This is a genomic window from Pseudomonas azotoformans, assembly GCF_900103345.1.
GTDB classification, from domain to species: Bacteria; Pseudomonadota; Gammaproteobacteria; order Pseudomonadales; family Pseudomonadaceae; genus Aquipseudomonas; species Aquipseudomonas azotoformans.
The window spans coordinates 732,118-758,335 of sequence record NZ_LT629702.1; the positions used below are offsets into that span (position 1 = coordinate 732,118).

General features: G+C 66.0%; 3 protein-coding genes. All 3 read left to right on the top strand.

The genetic code is table 11. The features are described 5' to 3' along the window. Positions 1-131 precede the first annotated feature (131 nt). The 3 genes from BLR69_RS03250 to macA all read left to right on the top strand — a co-directional run bounded on the left by BLR69_RS03250 (position 132) and on the right by macA (position 26,217). Positions 132-12,959 (top strand): non-ribosomal peptide synthetase, encoded by a 12,828-nt coding sequence (locus BLR69_RS03250; protein WP_071495275.1) that lies wholly within the window; start codon positions 132-134, stop codon positions 12,957-12,959. After that, positions 12,956-24,250 carry a non-ribosomal peptide synthetase gene (locus BLR69_RS03255; protein ID WP_071495274.1) on the top strand — a complete coding sequence of 3,765 codons (11,295 nt, stop codon included), beginning with the start codon at positions 12,956-12,958 and terminating at the stop codon, positions 24,248-24,250. The genes BLR69_RS03250 and BLR69_RS03255 overlap by 4 nt, the downstream gene beginning before the upstream one ends. Positions 24,251-25,065: 815 nt before the next feature. Then, positions 25,066-26,217: a macrolide transporter subunit MacA gene (gene macA, locus BLR69_RS03265; protein WP_071495273.1), complete on the top strand. Its 1,152-nt coding sequence runs from the start codon at positions 25,066-25,068 to the stop codon at positions 26,215-26,217. The last annotated feature ends 1 nt before the right edge of the window (position 26,218 follow it).

Genomic DNA, 26,218 nt, shown 5'->3' on the forward strand with positions numbered 1-26,218 from the left:
TGCCGGAAGCCTCTCCAGGCCCCCGGCTGCGCCCGCTTTTTTTGACGGCGGTGCGCCCAGCAGACCCGATCCAAGCGGCAGCTGAAAACGGACTTTCTTCTCAACCGTGACTTATCAGGCAGGTTACCCCCATGCAGTTCAGCGAATTATTGGCAGCGATTTCCACCCATGCGATCCGTCTGCAACGGGAAGAAGGCGACCTGGTCATCCTGGGTGACGACGAGGCGCTGGACGATGCGCTGTGGGATCAATTGATCGTGCACAAGCCGCGCCTGTTGGAACTGGTCGCTGAACATGGCGGTGACTGGCTGAGCCCGGCCTACCGCATCACACCGGACATGCTGCCGCTGGTCAGCCTCGACCAGGCGGCCATCGACCGTATCGTCGCCGCCATCCCCGGTGGCGCGGCGAATGTGCAGGACATCTACCCGCTGGCGCCGCTGCAGGAGGGCATGCTTTACCACCATCTGTCGGCGGAGCAGGGCGATCCCTACGTACTGCACGCGCAGTTCGAGTTCGACAGTCGCGCACGTTTGCAGGCGTTTGCCGAAGCCTTGCAGTGGGTGATCGATCGCCATGACATCCTGCGCACCTCGATGGTCTGGCAGCGTCTCGACGAGCCGCTGCAAGTGGTGTGGCGCAAGGCGACCCTGTCGTGCGAGGCCGTGGGCTTCGATGCGCGCACCGATCGCATGGACCTGGGCCAGGCACCGCTGCTGCGCCTGGTGTATACCGCAGATCCAGCGGACGGGCGCGTGGCGGCAACGTTGCTGTTTCATCACACCATCCTCGACCACACCGCCCTTGACGTGGTGCGCCACGAGATCCAGCTGTACCTGGCCGGCGAACAGGCCCAGGCCGGTGAGCCGGTGCCGTTCCGCAGTTATATTGCCCAGGTGCGCCATGGTGTCAGCGAGCAGGCCCATGAGGCGTTTTTCCGCGAGATGCTGGCGGATATCGACGGGCCGACTTTGCCGTTCGGCTTGCAGGATGTGCAGGGCGATGGCCTGGGCATCGACGAGGCGCGCGTCCCCGTCGACAGCGTACTGAGCCGCCGCCTGCGCACCCTGGCCCGCCCGCTGGGCGTGAGCGTGGCCAGCATGATGCACCTGGCGCTGGCCCGCGTATTGGGCGTGGTCGCCGGGCGTGACGCGGTGGTGTTCGGCACCGTGATGCTCGGGCGCATGGGCGCGGGCGCGGGCGGGGAGCGAGCCCTGGGCATGTTCATCAACACTTTGCCCCTGCGCGTGGATGTGGGCGAGCAGGGCGTGCGGGCCGGGGTCAAGGCCACCCATGAGCGCCTCACGGCATTGCTCAACCACGAGCACGCCTCCCTCGCGCTGGCCCAGCGCTGCAGTGGCGTGGCGGCGCCGACGCCGTTGTTCAGCGCCATGCTCAACTACCGCCACAGCGCCGCCACGGACATGGCCGAGGTGATCGAGGTGGCCGAAGGCATCCGCGTGCTCAGTGCCGAGGAACGCACCAACTACCCGCTGACGGTCAACGTCGATGACCTGGGCGAGGATTTTGCGCTGACGGTGATGGTCGATGCCGCCATTGGCGCCGAACGGGTCGCCGCCTACCTGCATACCGCCCTGGACAGCCTGGCCGACGCCCTTGAGCAGCGACCGGATATGCCGCTCAGCGGCCTGAACATCCTGCCCGACGCCGAACGCCACACCCTGCTGCACGGCCTCAACCACAGCCCCACGCATTACGCCGATACCGCACTGATCCACCATCAAGTCGAAGCCCACGCCGCCGCCCAGCCTGACGCCATTGCCCTGCGTTTCGACAACCAGCGCGTTACTTACCGCCAACTCAACGAACGTGCCAACCAGGTCGCCCATCGCCTGCTGGCCCAGGGCGTTCGCGCGGATGACCGCGTGGCGATCTGCGTAGAGCGCGGCCCGGAGATGATCATTGGCCTGCTGGGCATCCTCAAGGCCGGCGCAGGCTATGTGCCGATCGACCCGGCCTACCCGCTGGAACGCATCGCCTACACCCTGGCCGACAGCGCACCCTTGGCGGTATTGGTGCAAGCCAATACCTGTCACTTGGTCGGCGACCTGCCGCAGATCGACCTCAATGGCTTGCGCGGTGAATCCATCGTCAACCCACGCGTTGACCTCAGCCCGGCCCACCTGGCCTACGTGATCTACACCTCCGGCTCCACCGGCCAGCCCAAGGGCGTGATGATCGAACACCGCCAGGTTGTGCGCTTGTTCACCGCCACCGAACACTGGTTCGGCTTCAACCGCAACGACGTCTGGGCGTTGTTCCATTCCTTTGCCTTCGACTTCTCGGTATGGGAAATCTGGGGTGCGCTGATGCACGGCGGCCAGTTGCTGATCGTGCCGCAACTGGTCAGCCGCTCGCCGGACGAGTGCTACGCACTGCTCTGCGAAGCCGGTGTGAGCATCCTCAACCAGACGCCCAGCGCCTTCCGCCAATTGATCGCTGCGCAAGGCCAGAACCCCCATTCCCACTCCCTGCGCCAGGTGATCTTCGGCGGCGAGGCGCTGGAACCGGGCCTGCTCAAGCCGTGGTACGCCCGGGCGATCAACGCCGGCACGCAACTGGTGAACATGTACGGCATCACCGAAACCACCGTGCACGTGACCTATCGCGCCCTGGAAGCGGCGGATGCGCAGTTGGTCGGCGTGAGCCCGATTGGCGTGCGCATTCCCGACTTGCAGTTGTATGTGCTCGATGCACGCCGCGAGCCGTTGCCGCTGGGTGTCGTCGGCGAGTTGTACGTGGGCGGCGCCGGGGTGGCGCGGGGTTACCTCAACCGTGAGGCGCTGACCGCCGAGCGCTTCCTGGTCGACCCGGCCAGCGGCCAGCGCCTGTACAAGACCGGCGACCTTGGCCGCCTGCTGGCCGACGGCAGTGTCGAATACCTGGGCCGCAACGATGACCAGGTGAAGATCCGTGGTTTCCGTATCGAACTGGGCGAGATCGAAGCGCACCTGGCCAGCGCCGAGGGCGTGCGTGACGCGGTTGTCATCGCCCGTGAAGACCAACCGGGTGACAAGCGCCTGGTGGCCTACGTGATTGCCGACGGCGAATTGCGTGCTGCCGACCTGCGCGACCATCTGTTGCTGAGCCTGGCCGACTACATGGTGCCCAGCGCCTTTGTGCTGCTGGATAAATTCCCGCTCACCACCAACGGTAAGCTCGACCGCAAGGCCCTGCCTGCACCCGATACCGATGCCCTGGCGCGCCGCGGTTACCAGGCGCCCCAAGGCGCGGTGGAAACGGCCATCGCGGCGATCTGGCAAGACCTGCTCACGCTTGACCGGGTGGGGCGTGACGACAACTTCTTCGAACTCGGCGGCCACTCCCTGTTGGCGGTCAAGCTGATCGAGCGTATGCGCCAGGTCGATCTCAGCGCCGATGTGCGCGTGCTGTTCGGCCAGCCGACGCTGGCGGCACTGGCCGCTGCGGTCGGTGGGCAGCACGAGGTGCAGGTGCCGGCCAACCGGATTACCGCCGCCACCCAGCACATCACCCCGGACATGCTGCCTTTGGTCGAACTGGACCAGGCCGGCCTCGACCACGTTATCCAAAGCGTGCCCGGCGGCGTCAGCAATGTGCAGGACATCTACGGCCTGGCGCCGTTGCAGGCCGGTATCCTGTATCACCACCTGGCAACCACCGAGGGCGATCCCTACGTGTTGCAGGTGCAGTTCAGCTTCGACGACCAGACGGCGGTGGACGCGTTTGTCCAGGCGCTGCACAGCGTGATCGAGCGCAATGACATCCTGCGCACCGCGATCCTCTGGGAAGGCCTCAACGAGCCGGTGCAGGTGGTATTGCGCCAGGCAGCGCTGGCCGTCGAGCGCATCGACGAACCGCTGGCGCAGTTGCAGCAACGCTTCGACCCGCGTCACTTCCGACTGGACTTGAGCCGTGCGTCGCTGATGCGCTTTGTCTACGCCGAAGAGCAGGGCCGCTTTGTCGGCATCCTGCTGTTGCACCATATCCTGCTCGACCACACCGCGCTGCAAGTGCTGGTCGAAGAAATGAGCGCCAGCCTGGGCGGCACCAGCGCGCAACTGCCCGCCGCCGTGCAGTACCGCAACTACGTGGCCCAGGCGCGGCTTGGGGTCAGCCAGGCGCAGCACGAAGCGTTCTTCAGCGAGATGCTTGGCGACATCGACGAGCCGACCCTGGCCTTCGGCCTGCAGGACGTGAATGGCGATGGCAGTGGCATCATCGAGGCCCATTTGCCCTTGGAGCCGGCACTGAGCCTGGGCCTGCGCGAACAGGCGCGACAACTGGGCGTGAGCAGCGCGAGCCTGGTGCACCTGGCCTGGGCGCAGGTACTGGGGCAGGTGTCGGGGCAGCAGTCGGTGGTGTTCGGTACGGTATTGCTGGGGCGCATGCAAGGCGGCGAAGGCGCCGATCGGGCGTTGGGGATGTTCATCAACACCTTGCCGCTGCGGGTCAGCCTCGGTGCCGTGGGTGTGCAAGCCGGCGTGCGCGCCACCCATGCGCGCCTGGCGCAGTTGCTCGGGCATGAACATGCGTCGTTGGCCCTGGCCCAGCGCTGCAGTGGCGTGCCGGGTTCGCTGCCGCTGTTCAGCACCTTGCTCAACTATCGCCACAGCGCACCGGGGGAGGCGCCGGGAGACAACCCGTTCGCGGCCTCCGGCATTCAGATCCTCAGTTCCGAGGAACGCAGCAACTACCCGCTGGTGCTCAACGTCGATGACCTGGGCACAGGCTTTGCCCTGACGGTACAAGGCGTGGCGAGCCTGGATGTACAGCGCGTGGGGGACTACATGCTCACCGCGCTGCGCCATCTGGTGACGGCGTTGCAGCAGGCGCCGACCACGCCGTTGCAGGCGGTGTCGGTCCTGCCGGCCGCCGAGCGTCACCAGGTACTGGTGGATTTCAACGCCACTGCCCGCGAGTACCCGTCGCACCTCACCGTGCATCAGCTTTTCGAAGCCCAGGCGCTGGCTCGGCCGGAAGCGGTCGCGGCAGTGCAGGGCGCATTGTCCCTGAGTTACCGCGACCTCAACCGCCGCGCCAATCGCCTGGCCCATCACTTGCTCAACCAGGGTGTGCAACCCGGCGAAAGCGTGGCGATTGCACTGCCGCGTTCGCTCGACCTGCTGATCTGCCAGCTGGCGATCCTCAAGTGCGGCGCGGTGTATGTGCCACTGGACATCAACGCGCCGGTCGAACGCCAGGCATTCATCGTGCAGGACAGCGGCGCGCACCGGGTGCTCACGACCCTGGCCGACCTGAACCTGGACGCGCTGTCGCCGCGCAACCCTGAGTTGCCGCAGGCTGCCGAAAGCGTCGCCTACATCCTCTACACCTCCGGCTCCACCGGCGCGCCGAAAGGCGTGCAAGTGCCGCACCGCGCCATCTCGCGCCTGGTGCTGAATAACGGTTATGCCGACTTCAATGCGCGCGACCGCGTGGCCTTCGCCTCCAACCCGGCGTTCGACGCCAGCACCCTCGAGGTGTGGGCGCCCCTGCTCAATGGCGGCTGCGTGGTGGTGGTCGAGCACGCGGTGCTGTTGTCCCAGGCCGCGTTCGCTGCTTTGTTGCACGAGCAAGCCGTCAGCGTGCTGTGGATGACCGCCGGGCTGTTCCACCAGTACGCCGACGCGCTGCTGCCGGTGTTCGCGCAGTTGCGCTACCTGATCGTCGGTGGTGATGTCCTCGACCCACAGGTGATCGGCCGCGTGCTCAGGCACGGCAAGCCCCAGCACCTGCTCAATGGCTACGGGCCCACCGAAGCCACCACGTTTTCCACCACCCATGAAATCACCCGGGTCGGCGAGGGCGGCATCCCCATCGGGCGGCCGATCGCCAATGCCCAGGCCTATGTGCTGGACCCGCGTCAGCAACCGCTGCCGTTGGGTGTGGTTGGCGAGCTGTACATCGGCGGTGCGGGCGTGGCCACGGGGTATTTGAACCAACCGCAGCTCACCGCCGAGAAATTCATCCCGAACCCCTTCGGCGAAGGCCTGCTGTACCGCACCGGTGACCTGGCCTGCTGGCAGGCCGACGGCACCTTGCTGTACCAGGGGCGCAATGACCTGCAGGTGAAGATCCGTGGTTTCCGTATCGAACCCGGCGAAATCGAAACCTGCCTGGCCAGTTTCCCCGGCGTGAAGGACGTGGTGGTGCTGGCCCGCGAAGACCAGCCCGGCGACAAACGCCTGGTGGCCTACTACACGGCCGGTGCGGCGCTGGAGATCGAGGCCCTGCGCGCGCACCTGCAAGGCCGGTTGCCGGACTACATGGTGCCCTCGGCCTATGTGTGGCTGGAGCTGTTGCCGCTGACTGCCAACGGCAAGCTCGACCGCAAGGGCCTGCCGGTGCCGGACCAGAGCGCGTTGCTCAGCCGTGGTTTCGAGGCGCCGGAAGGCGAAGTGGAAACCCAGTTGGCGCAGATCTGGCAGGACGTGCTCAAGCTGGAGCGGGTCGGCCGTCATGATCATTTCTTCGAACTGGGCGGGCATTCGCTGCTGGCGGTCAGCCTGATCGAACGCATGCGCCAGGTCGGCCTGAGCTGTGACGTGCGCGTGTTGTTCAGCCAGCCAAGCCTGGCGGCGCTGGCCGCTGCCGTGGGCAGTGGCCGGGAAATCGTGGTGCCGGCCAATGGCATTCCACAGGGTTGCACCCGGATCACGCCGGCGATGCTGACGCTGGTGCAACTCGACCCCTCGGCCATTGACCGTATCGTCGCGAACGTACCGGGCGGTGCGGCGAATGTGCAGGACATCTACCCGCTGGCGCCGTTGCAGGAAGGCATTCTCTACCACCACATCAGCGCCGAGCAGGGCGACCCGTACCTGCTGCAATCGCGCATGGCCTTCGACAGCCTCGAACGTTTGCACGGCTTCATGCAGGCCCTGCAACAGGTGGTGGCCCGTCACGATATCCTGCGCACCGGCGTGGTCTGGGAAGGCCTGGACAGCCCGGTGCAAGTGGTGTGGCGCAAGGCACAGCTGAGCGTGCAAGCGGTCGACCTGGACCCGGCCGACGGCGCCATCATCGAGCAGTTGCACGCACGCTTCGATGCCCGTCACTACCGCCTGGATATCACCCAGGCACCGTTGCTGCGCATGGTCTACGCCCACGATCCGGCGCACAACCGGGTGGCGGCGATCCTGCTGTTCCATCACCTGGCGCTGGATCACACCGCCATGGAGGTGGTGGGCCAGGAAATGCGCGCGTTCATGTTCAACCAGGCCCAGGACCTGCCCGAGGCGGCGCCGTTTCGCAACTACGTGGCCCAGGCGCGTCTGGGTGTCAGTGTCGAGGAGCACGAGGCGTTCTTCCGCGACATGCTCGCCGATGTGGATGAGCCGACCTTGCCGTTCGGCGTGCAGAACGTGCAGGGCGATGGGCGCGATATCGAGGAAGCCGAACAGGCCGTGGATGCCGCGCTGGCCCAACGGGTACGCGAGCAGGCGCGGCAACTGGGCGTCAGCGCCGCGAGCCTGATGCACCTGGCCTGGGCGCAGGTGCTGGGACTGGTGTGCGGGCGTGACGACGTGGTGTTCGGCACCGTGTTGATGGGGCGCATGCAGGCCGGTGACGGGGCGGACCGTGCGCTGGGCATGTTCATCAACACCTTGCCCCTGCGCGTGGACGTGGCAGCCACTGCCGCCGCTGCGGTCAAGGCTACCCACGGGCGCTTGAGCGCCTTGCTCGGCCATGAACATGCGTCCCTGGCGCTGGCCCAGCGTTGCAGCGGGGTGGCAAGTGCATCGCCGCTGTTCAGCGCCTTGCTCAACTACCGTCACAGCAGCCCCGGTGAAATGGCCCGCGACGGCCACGGCATCTGGGAAGGCGTGCAACTGCTCGGCGGCGAAGAGCGCAGCAACTACCCGCTGACCCTAAGCGTGGATGACCTGGGCGAAGGCTTTGGCCTCACGGTACTGGCGCTGCCGCAGATCGGCGCCCAGCGCTTGTGCGCCTATATGCATAACGCCGTAGAACAATTGGTGGCCTGCCTGGAAAACGCGCCGACGACCGTGCTCAACCAACTGCCGATCCTGCCGGCGGCGGAGCGCGAAACCCTGCTGCGCGATTTCAACGCCACCGCCGAGGAGTTCCCGCAGGGGCAAACCGTTCATGGTGCCTTCGAGGTGCAGGCCGAACGCCAACCCCAGGCCGTCGCGGTGGTGCAGGACGGTGAGGCGTTGACCTACGAACAGCTCAACCGGCGCGCCAACCAACTGGCCCATCATTTGTTGGCACTCGGTGTACAGCCCGACGACCGCGTCGCGCTGTGCTGCCGGCGCGGCCCGCAGATGCTGGTGGGTTTGCTGGGTATCCTCAAGGCCGGTGCCGGTTACGTGCCCATCGACCCGGCGTATCCCGCCGAGCGCATCGCCTATTTGCTCCAGGACAGCGCGCCGGTGGCGGTGCTGGCCGAAGCCACTACCCGCGACCTGTTGGGCAGCATCGCTACGGTGGACCTGCACGACCCAGGCTTGCAGCAGTATCCCGTCAGCAACCCACAGCTCAACACCTTGACCCCAGCGCACCTGGCCTACGTGATCTACACCTCCGGCTCCACCGGCCAGCCCAAGGGCGTGATGGTGGAACACCGCAGCGTGGAAAACCTGGTGCACTGGCACTGCGAAGCCTTTGGCCTGGATGCGACAAGCCACACCAGCAGCGTGGCCGGTTTCGGTTTTGATGCCATGGCCTGGGAGGTATGGCCGGCGCTGTGCGTGGGCGCGACCTTGCACCTGCCGCCGGCCGATCTGGGCAATGAAAATATCGACGAACTGCTGGCCTGGTGGCTGGCGCAACCGCTGGACGTCAGCTTCCTGCCGACGCCGGTGGCCGAGTACGCGTTCAGCCAGCAGTTGCAACACCCGACCTTGCGCATCCTGCTGATCGGCGGTGATCGCCTGCGCCAGTTCACCCAGGAGCGGCGCTTTGCGGTGATCAACAACTACGGCCCCACCGAAGCCACGGTGGTCGCCACCTCCGGCCGTGTACGCGCCGGGCAGGTGCTGCATATCGGGCGGCCCGTCGCCAACGGCCGTATCTACCTGCTGGACGCGCACTTGCGTGCGGTGCCGGTGGGCGTGGCGGGCGAGTTGTACGTGGGCGGCAGCGGCGTGGCTCGCGGTTACCTGAACCGCCCGGACCTGACCGCCGAACGCTTCCTGCAAGACCCGTTCAACGCCGGGCGCATGTACCGCACCGGCGACCTGGCGCGCTGGTTGCCCGATGGCACTATCGAGTACCTGGGGCGCAATGATGACCAGGTCAAAGTGCGCGGCGTGCGGGTTGAGCTGGGGGAGATCGAAAACTGCCTGGCGGCCGTGGAAGGCGTCGGCGAAGCGGTGGTGCTGGTGCGCGAAGGCCGCCTGATTGCCTGGTTCACCGCACAGCAACCACTGGACATCGAGGCCCTGCGTGCCCACTTGCAAGCCCGATTACCCGAGGCGCTGGTGCCGGTCGCCTATATTCAGGTGCAGGCATTGCCCCTGACCGCCAACGGCAAGCTGGACCGCAAGGCCCTGCCGGAGCCGGATCAAGCGGCGCTGCTGACCCGCGAATACGAAGCCCCCCAGGGCGATGTGGAAACCACCCTGGCGCGCCTCTGGTCCGAAGTGCTGCAGGTTGAACGGGTGGGGCGCCATGACCACTTCTTCGAGCTCGGCGGCCATTCGTTGCTGGCCGTCAGTCTGATCGAGCGCATGCGCCAGGTCGGCCTGAGTGCCGATGTGCGCGTGCTGTTCAGCCAGCCGACCCTGGCCGCCCTGGCCGCCGCCGTAGGCAGTGGCCGCGAAGTGCAGGTGCCGGCCAATCGCATTGCTGCCGATTGCCGGCGCATCACCCCGGACCTGCTGACATTGGTGCAACTCGACCAGGCGACGATTGATCACGTGGTCGCCCAGGTGCCCGGCGGCGCCGCCAACGTGCAGGACATCTACCCGCTGGCGCCGTTGCAGGAAGGTATTCTCTACCACCACATCACGGCCGGGCAGGGCGACCCGTACCTGCTGCAATCGCACCTGGCGTTCGACAGCCTCGAGCGCCTGCATGCCTTCGCCCAGGCGTTGCAGCAGGTGATCGACCGTCACGATATCCTGCGCACCGCCGTGGTCTGGGAGGGCCTGGCGCAACCGCTGCAAGTGGTGTGGCGCAAGGCCGAGTTGACGGTGCAGGCCGATGTGCTTGAGCACCTGCACCAGCGCTTCGACCCGCGTCAGTACCGTGTGCCGATGAACCAGGCGCCGCTGGTGCGCCTGGTGTATGCGCCGGACCCGGCGCATCAGCGGGTGGTCGCGATCCTGTTGTTCCACCACATTGCCCTCGACCACACGGCGCTCGACGGCGTACGCCACGAGATGCAGGCCAGCCTGCTCGGCCTGCCGCAGCCGAGCGGTGCGGCCACGCCGTACCGCAACTACGTGGCCCAGGCCCGCCTGGGTGTCAGCGAAGCGGAGCATGAGCAGTTCTTCCGCGGGATGCTCGGTGATATCAGCGAACCGACGTTGCCGTTTGGCTTGCAGGATGTGCGCGGCGACGGCAACGCCATTGAAGAGCTGCAACTGAACCTGGACCCGTCGCTCAACCAGCGCCTGCGCACCCAGGCCCGCTTGCAGGGGGTAAGTGCCGCGAGCCTGTTCCACCTGGCCTGGGCGCGGGTACTGGCCAGCACGTCCGGCCAGGAGCACGTGGTGTTCGGCACCGTGCTGCTGGGCCGCATGCAAGGCGGCCAAGGCAGTGACCGTGCGCTGGGCATGTTCATCAATACCTTGCCGTTGCGCGTGGACATCGATGGGCGCGGCGTACGCGCTGCGGTCAAGCAGACCCATGCACAACTGACCGCGCTGCTCGGCCATGAACACGCGTCCCTGGCCCTGGCCCAACGCTGCAGCGGGGTTGCCGCGCCGCAGCCGTTGTTCAGCGCGATGCTCAACTACCGCCACAGCGACAGCCGGCATGCGCCGGTGTCCCAGGCCTGGGAAGGCATCCAGACCCTGGCCAGTGAGGAACGTACCAACTACCCGTTGACGTTGAACGTGGACGATCAGGGCGACGGTTTCCGCCTCACCGCGATGACCGCGAAGTCGATTGGCGCGCAACGCATCTGCGGTTACCTGCAGGTGACCTTGCAGGGCTTGGTCGACGCGCTGGAGCAGGCACCGCAGTGGGCGGTCAACCGCCTGCCGGTGCTGGAGGCCCAGGAGCGTCAGCAACTGCTGGCTGGTTTCAATGCCACCGAAGTGGCTTACGACCTGGAGCAGACCCTGCACGGCCTGTTCGAAGCGCAGGTGACGCGGACGCCGGATGCCATCGCCGTCAAAGCCGATGACGCGGTATTGACCTATGCCGAGCTGAATGCGCGGGCCAATCAACTGGCCCACCACCTGCTGGAATTGGGTGTGCAGCCGGATTCGCGGGTGGCGATCTGCGTGGAACGCGGCCTGGACATGGTCATCGGCCTGTACGCGATCCTCAAGGCCGGCGCCGCCTATGTGCCGCTGGACCCGGCGTATCCGCTGGAGCGCATCGCCTACATGCTCGAAGACAGCGCGCCGGTAGCGGTGCTGGCCCAGGGCGCGACGCGGGCATTGCTGGGGGGCGTGTCGGTGGTTGATCTGGACCAGCCGACCTGGCAGCAGCAACCTGTCGACAACCCGCAAGTGCCTGCCGCCAGCGCCTACGTGATCTACACCTCCGGTTCCACCGGGCAGCCTAAGGGTGTGATCAACGACCACCCCGGCGTGGTCAATCGCCTGCTGTGGATGCAGGATGCCTATGGCCTGCAAGCCCATGACCGGGTGCTGCAAAAGACCCCGTTCAGCTTCGACGTGTCGGTATGGGAATTCTTCTGGCCGCTGTTTACTGGCGCCTGTCTGGTGATGGCGCGCCCGGGCGGGCACAAAGACCCGGCGTACCTGTGCGAGGTGATTGCCAGCGAACAGATCACCACGCTGCACTTCGTGCCGTCGATGCTCGACGTGTTCCTGGCCCATGGCGATGTAAGCCAGGCCGCCGGCCTGGTGCGCGTGATGTGCAGCGGCGAGGCTTTGCCCGGCAGCCTGGTGCGGCGCTTCAAGCAGCAATTGCCAGGCAGCCAATTGCATAACCTGTATGGCCCGACCGAAGCCGCTGTCGATGTGACCACATGGAACTGCGCCGGGCCGGTGACGCCGGACAACACGCCGATCGGCAAACCGATCGCCAACACCCGTATGTACGTGCTCGACGCACAGATGCAGCCCGTGCCATTGGGCGTGGTCGGCGAGCTGTTTATCGGCGGCGTGCAGGTGGCGCGCGGTTACCTGAACCGCCCGGAACTGACCGCCGAACGCTTCCTCAAGGACCCGTTCACCGATGGCCGCCTGTATCGCACCGGGGACCTGGGGCGGTACCTGGCCGACGGAAACATCGAATACCTCGGGCGCAACGATGATCAGGTGAAGATCCGTGGCCTGCGCATCGAGCTGGGGGAAATCCAGGCGCGCCTGCTGGAACATCCCCAGGTCAGCGAAGCCGCGGTGGTGGCCCGTGAAGAGCGGCTCGTCGCCTACTACACCGGCACGCGCTCAGCCGATCTGCGTGAACATCTGTTGCAGCACCTGCCGGAGTTCATGGTGCCTGCGCTGTTCGTGCACCTGGACGCGTTGCCGTTGAGCCCCAACGGCAAGCTGGACCGCAAGGCACTGCCGGCGCCAGACGCCGATGCCTTGACCCTGCGCGACTACGAAGCCCCGCTGGGCGACACCGAAATCCTTCTGGCGCAACTCTGGGCCGAACTGCTCAACGTCGAACGGGTAGGGCGCCAGGACAATTTCTTTGAACTGGGCGGGCATTCGCTGCTCGCCGTGAGCTTGATCGGGCGCTTGCGCCAGGAAGGCATGGAAGCCGATGTGCGTGGGTTGTTCGAACAGCCGACCCTGGCCGGCTACGCCGCAATGACTGAACGAATGGAGATCGTCCTGTGAGCATTCTCGAACTGCTGGCGACGCTGAAAACCAAGGATGTGCAACTCGCGCTCAAGGGCGAGCAATTGTCGGTGCAAGGCAACAAGCAAGCGCTGAGCGACCCGTTGATCCTCGCCGCCTTGCGCGAACATAAACCGGCGCTGATCGAACTGATCAAGGCCGGTGACTACTCGGCGGCCAACGAGGTGCCGGCCAATGGCATCCCGGCTGGCGCCGCACACATCACCCCGGCCATGTTGACCCTGTCCGACCTGAGCCAGGACGAGATCGACCGTATCGTCGCCACCGTCGACGGCGGGGTGGCGAATATCCAGGACATCTACCCATTGGCGCCGCTGCAGGAAGGCATTCTGTTCCACCACGTCAGCACCGAGCAGGGCGACCCCTATGTGATGCAGTCGCAGTTCGCCTTCGACTCTATCGAGCGTTTCGAGGCGTTTGCCCAGGCCCTGCAAGGGGTGATCGACCGGCATGACATCCTGCGTACCGGCGTGGTCTGGGACGGCTTGCAGCAACCCTCGCAAGTGGTGTGGCGCACGGCAACGCTGCCGGTGCAGGCGCTGGAGCTGGACCCGGCCGACGGCGATATCGCCGCCCAGTTGCATGCGCGTTTCGACGCCCGCCATTACCGCCTCGACGTGACCCAGGCGCCGCTGTTGCGCCTGGCCTGGGCCAAGGACCCGGCGCAGCAGCGCATCGTCGCCATGCTGCTGTTCCATCACATGGCCCTGGACCACAGCGCCCTGGAGGTGGTGCGCCATGAAATGCAGGCGTTGCTGCAAGGCCACGCCGGGCAACTGGGGCACGCCGTGCCGTTTCGCAGCTACGTGGCGCAGGCGCGCCTGGGGGTCAGCGAGCAACAGCACGAAGCGTTCTTCCAGCAGATGCTCGGCGATGTGCTGGAGCCGACCTTGCCCTTCGGCCTGCAGGATGTGCAGGGCGATGGCCGGGGCATCAATGAGCTCGACTGGCCGCTGACAGACACACTCAACCAGCGCCTGCGCTCCCAGGCCCGCGTGCTTGGGGTCAGCGTCGCCAGCCTGTTCCACCTGGGCTGGGCGCGGGTGCTGAGTGTGCTGGCCGGCAAGTCCCAGGTGGTGTTCGGCACTGTGCTGATGGGGCGCATGCAGGGCGGGCACGCCACGGACCGTGCCTTGGGCATCTTCATCAACACCTTGCCGTTTCGCGTGGACGTGGGCGACAACGACCTGCGCAGTGCGGTCAAGGCCACCCATGCGCGTCTTACCGGCCTGCTGCGCCACGAGCACGCGCCGCTGGCCCTGGCGCAGCGTTGCAGTGGGGTGCTGGCGCCGACGCCGTTGTTCAGCGCGCTGCTCAATTATCGCCACAGCGGCACCGGCACCAGCAGCGAAGCGGTGGCGGCGTGGCAGGGCATCGAGACACTGCGTTCGGATGAACGTACCAACTACCCGCTGACCTTGAGTGTCGATGACCTCGGTGAAGGGTTTGTCCTGCGGCTGTTGGCGACTACCCAGGTCGATCCGCAGCGTGTCTGCGCCTACCTGCAAACCGCCCTCGACCATCTGGTGACGGCCCTGGAAGAGGCGCCGCATACCGCGCTGAATCAGGTGGCGGTGGTGCCCGCCGACGAACAGCGTTTGCTGTTGCAGCACTTCAATGCCACCCAGGCGGATTTCCCCCAAGGCGATACGCTGCACGCGCGCATCGAAGCCCAGGCCGCGCTCAGCCCCGATGCCATTGCCGCCGTGCATCAGGGCCGCCAGCTGACATATGCCGAACTCAACCAGCAAGCCAACCTGCTGGCCCATCACCTGCTGGCGCTGGGCGTGAGGCCCGACGACCGCGTCGCCATCGTTGCCCGTCGCGGCCTCGACACCCTGGCCGGCCTGCTGGCGATCCTCAAGGCCGGCGCCTGCTATGTGCCGGTGGACCCGTCCCACCCGGCCGAGCGCCTCAACTACCTGCTCAGCGACAGCGCGCCGGTGGCAGTGTTGACCCAGCAGGCGCTGTTGGAGCGCCTGCCGGCCCTCGAAGTGCCGGTGATCAACCTCGACCGCTACACCTGGCAGCACCATTCGGCGAGCAATCCCAAGGTGGCGGTCACCCCGTCCAACCTGGCTTATGTGATCTACACCTCCGGCTCCACCGGGCTGCCCAAGGGCGTGATGGTCGAGCACCACACCGTGACCAACCTGGTGGACTGGCACTGCCGCGCCTTTGACCTGTGCGCCGGGCGCCACACCGCCAGCGTCGCCGGCTTCGGCTTTGATGCGATGGCCTGGGAAGTCTGGCCGGCGCTGTGCGTGGGCGCGACCCTGCACCTGCCACCAGCCCATGACGGCACCGAGGATGTCGACGCACTGCTGGCCTGGTGGTGTGCGCAGCCGTTGGATGTGAGCTTCCTGCCCACCCCGGTGGCCGAGTACGCGTTCAGCCAGCAGCTCGAACACCCGACGCTGCGCACGCTGCTGATCGGTGGCGATCGCCTGCGCCAGTTCGGCCGCGCCCAGCGTTTTGAACTGATCAACAACTACGGCCCCACCGAGGCCACGGTGGTCGCCACCTCCGGCAAGGTCGAGGCGGGCCAGCCGTTGCACATCGGCAAACCCATCGCCAATGCCACCGTGTACCTGTTGGATGAGCAACAGCGGCCGGTGCCGCTGGGCGTGACGGGGGAGTTGTACGTGGGCGGCAAAGGTGTGGCGCGTGGTTACCTGAACCGCCCGGAGCTGACCGCCGAGCGTTTCCTGCACGACCCGTTCAACCCCGGGCGCATGTACCGCACCGGCGACCTGGCGCGCTGGCTGCCGGACGGCAACATCGAGTACCTGGGGCGCAATGACGATCAGGTGAAGATCCGTGGCATGCGTATCGAGCTGGGCGAAATCGAAACCCAGCTCAACCACCTGGCGGGCATTCAGGAAGCGGTGGTGCTGGTGCGTGACGAGCGCTTGATCGCGTATTTCACTGAACAGCGCCAACTCGACCCGCTGGCGGTGGGCGACATCCGCGCCCATCTGGTGGCGCACCTGCCGGACTACATGGTGCCGGTCGCCTACGTGAAGCTGGACGCGTTGCCCCTGACCGCCAATGGCAAGCTCGACCGCAAGGCCTTGCCGGCGCCGGACATGGCGGCGCTGTTTACCCGCGAGTACGTGGCGCCGGAAGGCGAGATCGAGAACGTGCTGGCGCAGATCTGGGCCGATGTGCTGCAGGTGCAGCGCGTGGGGCGTCGCGATCATTTCTTCGAACTGGGTGGGCACTCGTTGCTGGCGATGCGCATGGTCTCGCAGGTCCGCCAGCGCCTGGGTGTGGAGTTGCTGCTGGGCGACTTGTTTGCCAATGCTGAGTTGGCAGCCGTGGCCGAGGTGCTGGCCCAGTCCGGTCGCAGCACCTTGCCGGATATTCTCCCGGCCAGTCGCGATGAGCCCACGCCGTTGTCCTTCGCCCAGCAACGCCTGTGGTTCCTGGCGCTGATGGAAGGCGCCAACACCGCCTACAACATTCCCATCGGCCTGCGCCTGCGTGGGCAGTTGCATGTGCAAGCGCTGCAACGGGCGCTGGCGCGCATCGTCGCGCGCCACGCAACCCTGCGCAGCCGCTTTGCCCAGCACGGCGACGAGGCCCAGGTGGTGATCGTGCCCGCCGAAGACGTGTTGCCCCTGCAAGTGCAGGACCTGCGCCGCCACCCGCAGCCGCAGCAGGCGCTGGACGCGCTGATCCATGGCGAGGCCTCGGCGCCGTTCGACCTGGAGCGCGGCCCGCTGCTGCGCGGGCGCCTGGTGGTGATGGCCGGCGATCACCATGTGCTGTTGCTGACCCTGCACCATATCGTCTCCGATGGCTGGTCCATGGGCGTGCTCACCCGTGAGCTGATGGCGCTGTACCAGGCCTTCAGCCACGGCCAGCCCGACCCTTTGCCAGCGTTGCCGATCCAGTATGGCGACTTCGCGGTGTGGCAGCGTTTGTGGCTCAGCGGCGAAGTGCTGCAGCGCCAGAGCACCTATTGGCAACAGGCCCTGGCCGGTGCACCGGCCTTGCTCACACTGCCCACCGACCGCCCGCGCCCGGCGCAGCAGGACTACGCCGGCAGCAGCGTCGCGGTGCGCCTGGACGAACGCCTCACTGCCGGGCTCAAGGCCTTGAGCCAACGCCACGGCACCACGCTGTACATGACCTTGATGAGCGCCTGGGCTTCGCTGCTGGCACGGCTGTCCGGGCAGCATGACGTGGTGATCGGCTCGCCGGTAGCCAATCGCACGCGCAGCGAGGTGGAGGGGCTGATCGGCCTGTTCGTCAACACCCTGGCGGTGCGCATCGACACCTCCGGCGAGCTGAGTACCGAAGCGCTGCTGGCGCGGGTCAAGGCCCAGGCCCTGGAAGCCCAGGCCCATCAGGACCTGCCGTTCGAACAAGTGGTGGAGATCACCCGGCCACCGCGCAGCCTGGCCCACAGCCCGCTGTTCCAGACCCTGCTGACCTGGCAGGACAGCAGCGCACCGACCCTGGCCCTGGGCGACCTGGCCTTGGAAGGCATTGTCGAGGACAGCCACTTTGCCAAGTTCGACCTGTCCCTGGACTTGTCGGAAGTGCAGGGCACCATCATCGGTACGCTGGAATACGCGGTGGCGTTGTTCGACGCATCGACGGTGCAGCGTTACGTCGGCTACTTCACCCGCGTGTTGCAGGCCATGGTCGACAACGACCAGGCCGTGCTGGAACAGGTGCCGCTGGTGGATGAGCGCGAGCGCCAGCACCTGCTGTTTGATTTCAACGCCACCGAAGTGGCTTACAACCTTGAGCAGACCTTGCATGGCCTGTTCGAAGCGCAGGTGGCACGGACGCCGGATGCCATCGCCGTCAAGGCCGATGACCGTGTGTTGACCTATGCCGAGCTGAATACACGAGCCAATCAGTTGGCCCACCACCTGCTGCAAATGGGCGTGCAGCCGGATTCACGGGTGGCGATCTGCGTGGAGCGCGGCCTGGACATGGTCATCGGCCTGTATGCGATCCTCAAGGCTGGCGCCGCCTATGTGCCGCTGGACCCGGCGTATCCACTGGAGCGCATTGCCTACATGCTCGACGACAGCGCGCCGGTGGCGGTGCTGGCCCAGGGGGCGACGCGGGCATTGCTGGGGGATGTGCCGGTGGTCGATCTGGACCAGCCGACCTGGCAGCATCAACCTACCGAAAACCCCCACGTGGCGGCCATCAGCGCCTACGTGATCTACACCTCCGGCTCCACCGGCCAGCCCAAGGGCGTGATCAACGACCACCCTGGCGTGGTCAACCGCCTGCTGTGGATGCAGGATGCCTATGGCCTGCAAGCCCATGACCGGGTGCTGCAAAAGACCCCGTTCAGTTTCGACGTGTCGGTGTGGGAATTCTTCTGGCCGCTGTTTACCGGCGCCTGCCTGGTGATGGCGCGCCCGGGCGGTCACAAAGACCCGGCGTACCTATGTGAGGTGATTGCCGCCGAGCAGATCAGCACGCTGCACTTTGTGCCGTCGATGCTGGATGTGTTCCTGGCCCATGGCGATGTGAGCCAGGCTGCCGGGCTGTTGCGCGTAATGTGCAGCGGCGAAGCCCTGCCGGGCAGCCTGGTGCGACGCTTCAAGCAGCAATTGCCAGGCAGCCAATTGCATAACCTGTATGGCCCGACCGAAGCCGCTGTGGATGTGACCGCCTGGAACTGCGCCGGGCCGGTGACGCCGGACAACACGCCGATCGGCAAACCCATCGCCAACACCCGTATGTACGTGCTCGATGCACAGATGCAGCCCGTGCCATTGGGCGTGGTCGGCGAGCTGTTCATCGGCGGCGTGCAAGTAGCGCGCGGCTACCTGAACCGACCGGAACTGACCGCCGAACGCTTCCTCAAGGACCCGTTCACCGATGGGCGCCTGTATCGCACTGGCGACGTAGGCCGCTACCTGGTGGACGGCACTATCGAGTACCTGGGGCGCAACGATGACCAGGTGAAGATCCGTGGCCTGCGCATCGAGCTGGGGGAAATCCAGGCGCGCCTCACCGACTACCCGCAGGTCAAAGAAGCTGCGGTGATCGCACGCGACAATCGCCTGATTGCCTATTACACCGGGGCGTTCAGCGAGATCGATGCCTTGCGCACGCACCTGTTGCAGCACCTGCCGGAGTTCATGGTGCCGGCGATCTTCGTGCATCTGGAGACGCTGCCCCTGAGCCCCAACGGCAAGCTCGACCGCAAGGCACTGCCCGCGCCGGGCCTGGACTCGGTGGTGGTGCGCGAGTACGAAGCGCCCCAGGGCGACACGGAAATCGCCCTGGCCAGCCTGTGGGCCGAGTTGCTCAACGTGGAGCGCGTGGGCCGTCACGACAACTTCTTCGAGCTGGGTGGCCACTCGTTGCTCGCCGTGAGCCTGATGGGGCGCATGCGTCGCCTCGGATTGTCGGCGGATGTGAAGGTAGTGTTCGGCCAGCCGACCTTGTCGGCGTTAGCCGCTGCGTTGGGCGGCGGGCGTGAAGTGGCGGTGCCGGTCAATGGCATTGCTGCCGATTGCACCGCGATCACCCCGGCCATGTTGCCGTTGATCCAGCTGGACCAGCCGGCCATCGAGCGTATCGTCGCCTGCATCCCGGGCGGCGCGGCGAATGTGCAGGACATCTACCCGCTGGCGCCGTTGCAGGCCGGCATGCTCTATCACCATCGCGCCGCGCAGGGCGGTGACGACTATGTGCTACGGGCGCAGTTTGCATTCGACAGCGCCCAGCGACTGGAGGCATTTGCCCTAGCCTTGCAGGCGGTGATCCAGCGTCACGACATCCTGCGTTCGTCGTTCCACTGGGACGGCCTGGAAGAACCGGTGCAGGTGGTGTGGCGCGAGGCCGCGCTGCGGGTCGAACAGGGGCCGGGGCCGGAGCGGCTCGAGTTGTCCCAGGCGCCGCTGATGCGTCTGGTGGTGAGTGAAGACGGTGCCACCTTGCTGTTCCACCACCTGGTGATGGACCACATCGCCCTGGAGATTTTGCAGCACGAAATGCAGGCGTATTTGTCGGGCACCCAACACAGCCTGGGCGCGCCGGTGCCGTATCGCAACTATGTGGCCCAGACCCGCTTGGGGGTGGACGATCACGAGGCGTTCTTCCGCGAGATGCTGGGCGAGATCGACGAGCCGACCCGCCTGGAAAACCTCGGCGGCAATGAGCAGGTTCACTGCGCCCTTGACCTGGAGCTGAGCCAACGCCTGCGCACCCAGGCCCGGCAATCCGGCGTGAGCGCCGCCAGCCTGATGCACCTGGCCTGGGCGCACGTGCTGGGCAAGGTCTCGGGCCGTGAGCAGGTGGTGTTCGGCAGCGTGATGCTGGGTCGCCTGCAAGGCGGCGAGGGGGCCGAGCGGGCCATGGGCGTGTTCATCAACACGCTGCCGCTGCGGGTCGACCTGGGTCGGCACAGCGTGCGCGACGCGTTACGTGCCACCCACGCACGCCTCACTCAACTGCTCAGCCACGAGCAGGCGCCGTTGGCCTTGGCCCAGCGCTGCAGCGGCGTGCCGGTGGCCACGCCGCTGTTCGATACGCTGTTCAACTACCGCCACAGTGCGCCGCAGGTGGCGAGCGAGGCCTGGCAGGGCATCCGGTTGCTCAAGGCCGAGGAACACAGCAACTATGGCCTGTCGGTGAGCGTGGATGACCTGGGCGCGGGTTTCTCCTTCAAAGCCGTGGGGCAGGGCGCCCGCCGCGTGTGCGACTACCTGCGCATCGCCGTGGAGCAGGTGGTGCAGGCGTTGGAACAGGGCGGTACGACGGCCATCGGCCACCTGCCGATCCTGCCTGCCGCCGAACGCCAGCAATTGCTCGACCTGAACGCCACCACCCGCGCATTCCCGCGTGAGCATACGGTGCACCGTTTGTTCGAAGCCCAGGCCCATGCGCGTCCCGCAGCCATGGCGGCGCTGCATGGCGAGCAATCACTCAGTTATGGCGAGCTGAACAGCCGCGCCAATCGGCTGGCCCATCACTTGCTGGGCCTTGGGGTGCGCCCCGGCGATCACGTGGCGATCCTGCTGCCGCGCTCGCTGGACCTGCTGGTCAGCCAGCTGGCCGTGCTCAAGTGCGCCGCCGCCTACGTGCCGCTGGATATCAACGCCCCGGCCGAGCGCCAGGCGTTCATGGTGCAGGACAGCGGCGCGGCCTGGTTGTTGACCGGCAGCGACGTTGCCGTCGATTACCCCGTGCAGCGCCTGGACCTCGACACCCTGGCCCTCGACCCGCAGCCGAGCCATAACCCGGATCTGTCGCAGTCGTCGGAGAGCGTGGCGTACATCATGTACACCTCCGGCTCCACTGGTACTCCCAAAGGCGTATTGGTGCCCCATCGCGGCATCACGCGCCTGGTGCTGAACAACGGCTACGCCGACTTCAATGCCAGTGACCGCGTCGCCTTCGCCTCCAACCCGGCGTTCGACGCCAGCACCATGGACGTGTGGGGGGCGTTACTTAATGGCGGCCAGGTGCAGGTGATCGACCACGCCACCTTGCTCGACCCGGCCGCCTTCGGCGTGGCCTTGGCGGACGCGACGGTGCTGTTTGTCACCACCGCATTGTTCAACCAGTACGTGCAATTGATTCCCCAGGCCCTGGCGGGCTTGCGCATCCTGCTGTGCGGCGGCGAGCGGGCCGACCCGGCGGCGTTCCGCAGCCTGTTGGCGCAGGCACCGGCATTGCGCCTGGTGCATTGCTACGGGCCGACCGAAACCACCACCTACGCCACCACCTACGAGGTGCGGTCGCTGGCCGAAACGGCCGACAGCGTGCCCATCGGCCGGCCGATCGCCAACACGCAGGTGCATGTGCTGGACGCGCAGTTGCAGCCGGTGCCCGTGGGCGTGACCGGTGAAATCTGCATCGGCGGCGACGGTGTGGCCAAGGGGTATCTGAACCGTGCTGAATTGACCGCCGAGAAGTTCGTGCAGGACCCGTTTATCCCAGGCGCCTTGATGTACCGCACCGGCGACCTCGGCCGCTGGACGGCGGAGGGCTTGCTGGAATGCATCGGGCGCAATGACGACCAAGTGAAGATCCGTGGTTTCCGTATTGAGTTGGGCGAGATCGAAGCGCGCCTGGCCGGTTTCGTGGGTATCCAGGACGTGGTGGTGCTGGCCCGTGAAGACGCACCGGGCGACAAGCGCCTGGTGGCGTATTTCACCTGGGCTGACGCGCCCCTCGGCATCGACAGCGTGCGGGCCTACCTGCAAGGCCAGTTGCCAGACTACATGCTGCCGTCGGCCTTCGTGCCGCTGGAGCACCTGCCATTGACCGCCAACGGCAAGATCGACCGCAAAGCCTTGCCGGTGCCCGCGCTGGAAGCTTTGCACCGCCGCGAGTTTGAAGCGCCGGTGGATGCACTGGAGCAGACCCTGGCAACGCTGTGGGCCGAGGTGCTGAAGCTGGAGCAGGTCGGGCGTCATGACAGCTTCTTCGAATTGGGTGGGCATTCCCTGCTGGCGATCCGGTTGGTCACCCTGGTGGAGGACGCCGGGTTGCATCTGTCTCTGGCCGAGCTGTTCCAGCACGCCAGCGTGGCCTCTGTTGCTGTGCTGTTGCGCCAGCGTACCGCCGCGCCGGTGCGCGACACTCCGGTGATCACGGTGCGTGGCAGTGGTACGCAGGCGCCGTTGTTCCTGGTGCACGAGTTCAGTGGCATGGACGTGTACTTCCCGGCGCTGGGCCAGCACTTGCCGGGTGACTACCCGATCTACGGCCTGCCGGGCGTGGCCCTGGGCGAACCGCACCTGAACACCATGGAAGGCCTGGCGGCGCGGTTGGTCGGCTTGATTCGCGGCCTTCAACCCCATGGACCTTATCGGCTGGCCGGCTGGTCGTTTGGCGGCGTGCTGGCCTATGAAGTGGCGATGCAACTGCTGGGGCTGGATGAGGCGGTGGAGTTCCTCGGCCTGATCGACAGCTACGTGCCGCGCATGACCGACCAGGGCAAGGCGCGCTGGAGCGGGCCGGACGCGCTCAAGCGGCATTTGCTGTTGCAGTGCACGGCGTATTGGAAGGCACAGGGAGGTGTGAGTGAACTGGCGAGCCTTGAACACTTGGAGGCAGACGTTGGACATCTGGACTTTGCGCGCCTGCTGCAACGTTGTCGCGATGAAGGTGTGCTGCACGCGCAAATGGCGGCGGCGACGGACGCGGACCTCTTGAACTATATCCAGCGCGAAGTCGGCCACGGCCATGCGCTGGCGCACTACAGCCTGTTCCCGTTGCCGGTTCCGGTGTACCTGTTCAGCGCGGGTGAGCGCCCGACCGAGTTGTCGCGGCGCAGTGAGTCGCTGGGTTGGCAAGAGGTATTGGCGCCGGGGCAATTGCGCCAGGTACAGGTGCCGGGGGACCACCAGAGCATGATGCAGGCGCCGCATATCCAGGCGCTGGGGCGAGCGATGAACGAGGCGCTGGGGGCCTGCTCGCCGGTGGTGCAGGCGCCGCATCAACCCACGTTGCGTATTCAGAGTGGCCGGGCGGGGTATGCGCCGGTGTTCTGTGTACCGGGGGCAGGGGACAGTGTCACCGGGTTCGTTGGCTTGGGCGAGGCCCTCGGGCGTGACTGGCCTTTGTTTGGCTTGCAGCCGCGTGGGCTGGACGGCGAGGCGGTGCCCCATAGCCAGGTGGAAGCGGCGGCGACGTGTTACTTGATGGCCTTGGAGCAGGAATGTCCGCACGGGCCGGTGCATCTGGTGGGGCATTCGTTCGGGGGCTGGGTCGCGCTGGAGATGGCGCTGCGGTTGCAGGCGGCCGGGCGCGAGGTGGCGTCGTTGACGGTGATCGACAGTGAGGCACCTGGTGGGGCCGCGAAGGTGTACACCACGACGGCGGTATTGCTGCGGTTGATCGAGGCGATGCAGTTGTCGGCCGGCAGGTCGCTGGGGATTGATCCGGGGGATTTTGCCGCGAGTGATGAGGGGGCGCAGCGGCGGTGGTTACACGCCGGCATGGTTGGTGTCGGGTTGTTGCCGGGGCGTTCTGCGGTGGATGCGATGGAGGGGCCGGCGCGCACTTATGCGGCGGCGTTGCGAACAGAGTATCGGCCGGGTGCGCGGTTCAAGGGCGTGGTGCGGTTGGTGTTGGCGGAGGATCCGGCGCTGGATGCGGCGGGGAATCAGCGGGAGCAAGGGTTGATGGTTGAGGGGTGGCGACGGCAGGGGAGTGGGTTGCAGGTTTGGTATGGCGGGGGGAATCACTTTACGTTGCTCAAGGCGCCCAATGTTTTGGGGGTGGCGCGGTGGTGGGTGGACGGGGTGGTGGCTGGGGAGGTGGTTTCGTGAAGTTTTGGTATGGGGACATATCCGTTGCTGCGGTCACGGCTGCTTATGGTTCCGCTCTTACAGCGGCTCACTTTTGGAAGGACCCAAAAGTAAGCAAAAGGTCCTCGCCCCACCACTCGGCACCTCGCCTAGGCTCGGTGTGCCCTCACTCCGGCTTGAATCCGTGGGCCGCCGCCACGCGCCATCCATGGCGCGGGGCGGCTAACCCGGCGTCCTGCCGGGTTACCCACGGATTCAAGCCTGCGTTCGGCCAGCGTGGTTTTACGGGGCGCCGAAGAGCAAGAGCGACTCGCTGCGCATCGTGGATACGCTGTTTGTTCTGTGTTGCCCACTTACTACTGTGGCGAGCGGGCTTGCCCCGCGTTGGGCTGCGAAGCAGCCCTAAAACCAGTGAGAGCACCGCGTTTATCCTGGTTTCCCGCGTCATCGTTGGCGACCTTCGCGGGCAAGCCCTGCTCCTACAGGGAGAGCGCGTACGCTTCGACGATTCGGTCGGCTACCAGGCCGCCGCGCTTTGCTTTTGATTTTGATCTTAGGCGCCCAGTCAAACACGCTGGCCGGAATTCGGCAGGGATTTGGGGGGTAAACCGGCAGGGATGCCGGTTTAGCCGCCCCGCGCCATGGATGGCGCGTGGCGGCGGCCCCCCAAATCACTGTCGGATTACGGGCACACCGAGCCTAGGCGAGGTGCCGAGTGTTGGGGCAAGAGCCTTTTGGTTACTTTTGGGCTCTTTTCAAAAGTGACCCGCCGTAAGGGCGGAACCAATCGTTGCCGTTACCGAAACAACGGATATGTACACAACCAAAGGCCACCCATGGAAAAGTCAAAGTTACGCAAACTAGGAATGCTCACAGTCATCACAGTCGCCATCGGCCTGATCATCTACACGGTCCAGGCCCCCGCCGACGCCCCCCAATACCTCACCGCCACCGCCGAACGCGGTGACATCGAAAACGCCGTCCTGGCCACCGGCCTGCTCGAAGGCATCAAACAGGTCGACGTAGGCGCCCAGGTCTCCGGCCAATTGAAATCCCTCAAAGTCAAAGTCGGCGACAAAGTCAAAAAGGGCCAATGGCTCGCCGAAATCGACCCACTGGTCCTGCAAAACACCTTGCGCAAAGCCCAGGTCGACGAAGAAAACCTCCAGGCCCAACGCCGCGCCACAGCGGCCCAGCTCAAGCAGGCCAAGTCCGTGTACGAGCGCTACAAAGGCCTGCAGATCGACGAGTCGGTTTCACGCCAGGATTTCGAAGACGCCGAGTCCAACTTCCAGGTGCAACAGGCCAACCTGCTGTCCCTGGATGCGCAGATCAAAAGCGCCCACATCCAGATCGACACTGCCAAGGTCAACCTGGCCTACACCCGCATCGTCGCGCCCATCGACGGCGATGTGGTGGGCATCGTCACCCAGGAAGGCCAGACCGTGATTGCCAGCCAGCTGGCGCCGGTGCTGCTCAAGCTGGCGGACCTGGACACCATGACCGTCAAGGCCCAGGTCTCCGAGGCGGATGTGATTCACATCAGCCCCGGCCAGCAGGTGTACTTCACCATCCTCGGTGAAGCCGACAAGCGTTACTACGCCAAGCTGCGCGGCACCGAGCCGGCGCCGCAGAACTTCCTGGAAACCCAGACCGCCGGCACGCCGAAGCAGAACACGGCGGTGTTCTATAACGCGCTGTTCGACGTGCCCAACCCCGATCACCGCTTGCGTATCGCCATGACCGCCCAGGTGCGTATCGTGCTCGATACTGCCCAGGCCGCGTTGATGGTGCCGGTGGCGGCGCTCGGTGCGCGCAACAACGACGGCAGCTACCCGCTGCGGGTGCTGGATGCCAAGGGCAAGGCGGTGTCGCGGGATGTGAAGACCGGGATCAACAACAACGTCAAGGTGCAGATCCTCGACGGCCTGGCCGAAGGTGACAAAGTGGTGATCGGCGACGCCACGCCGGCTGTGGCGGGGAACTGAC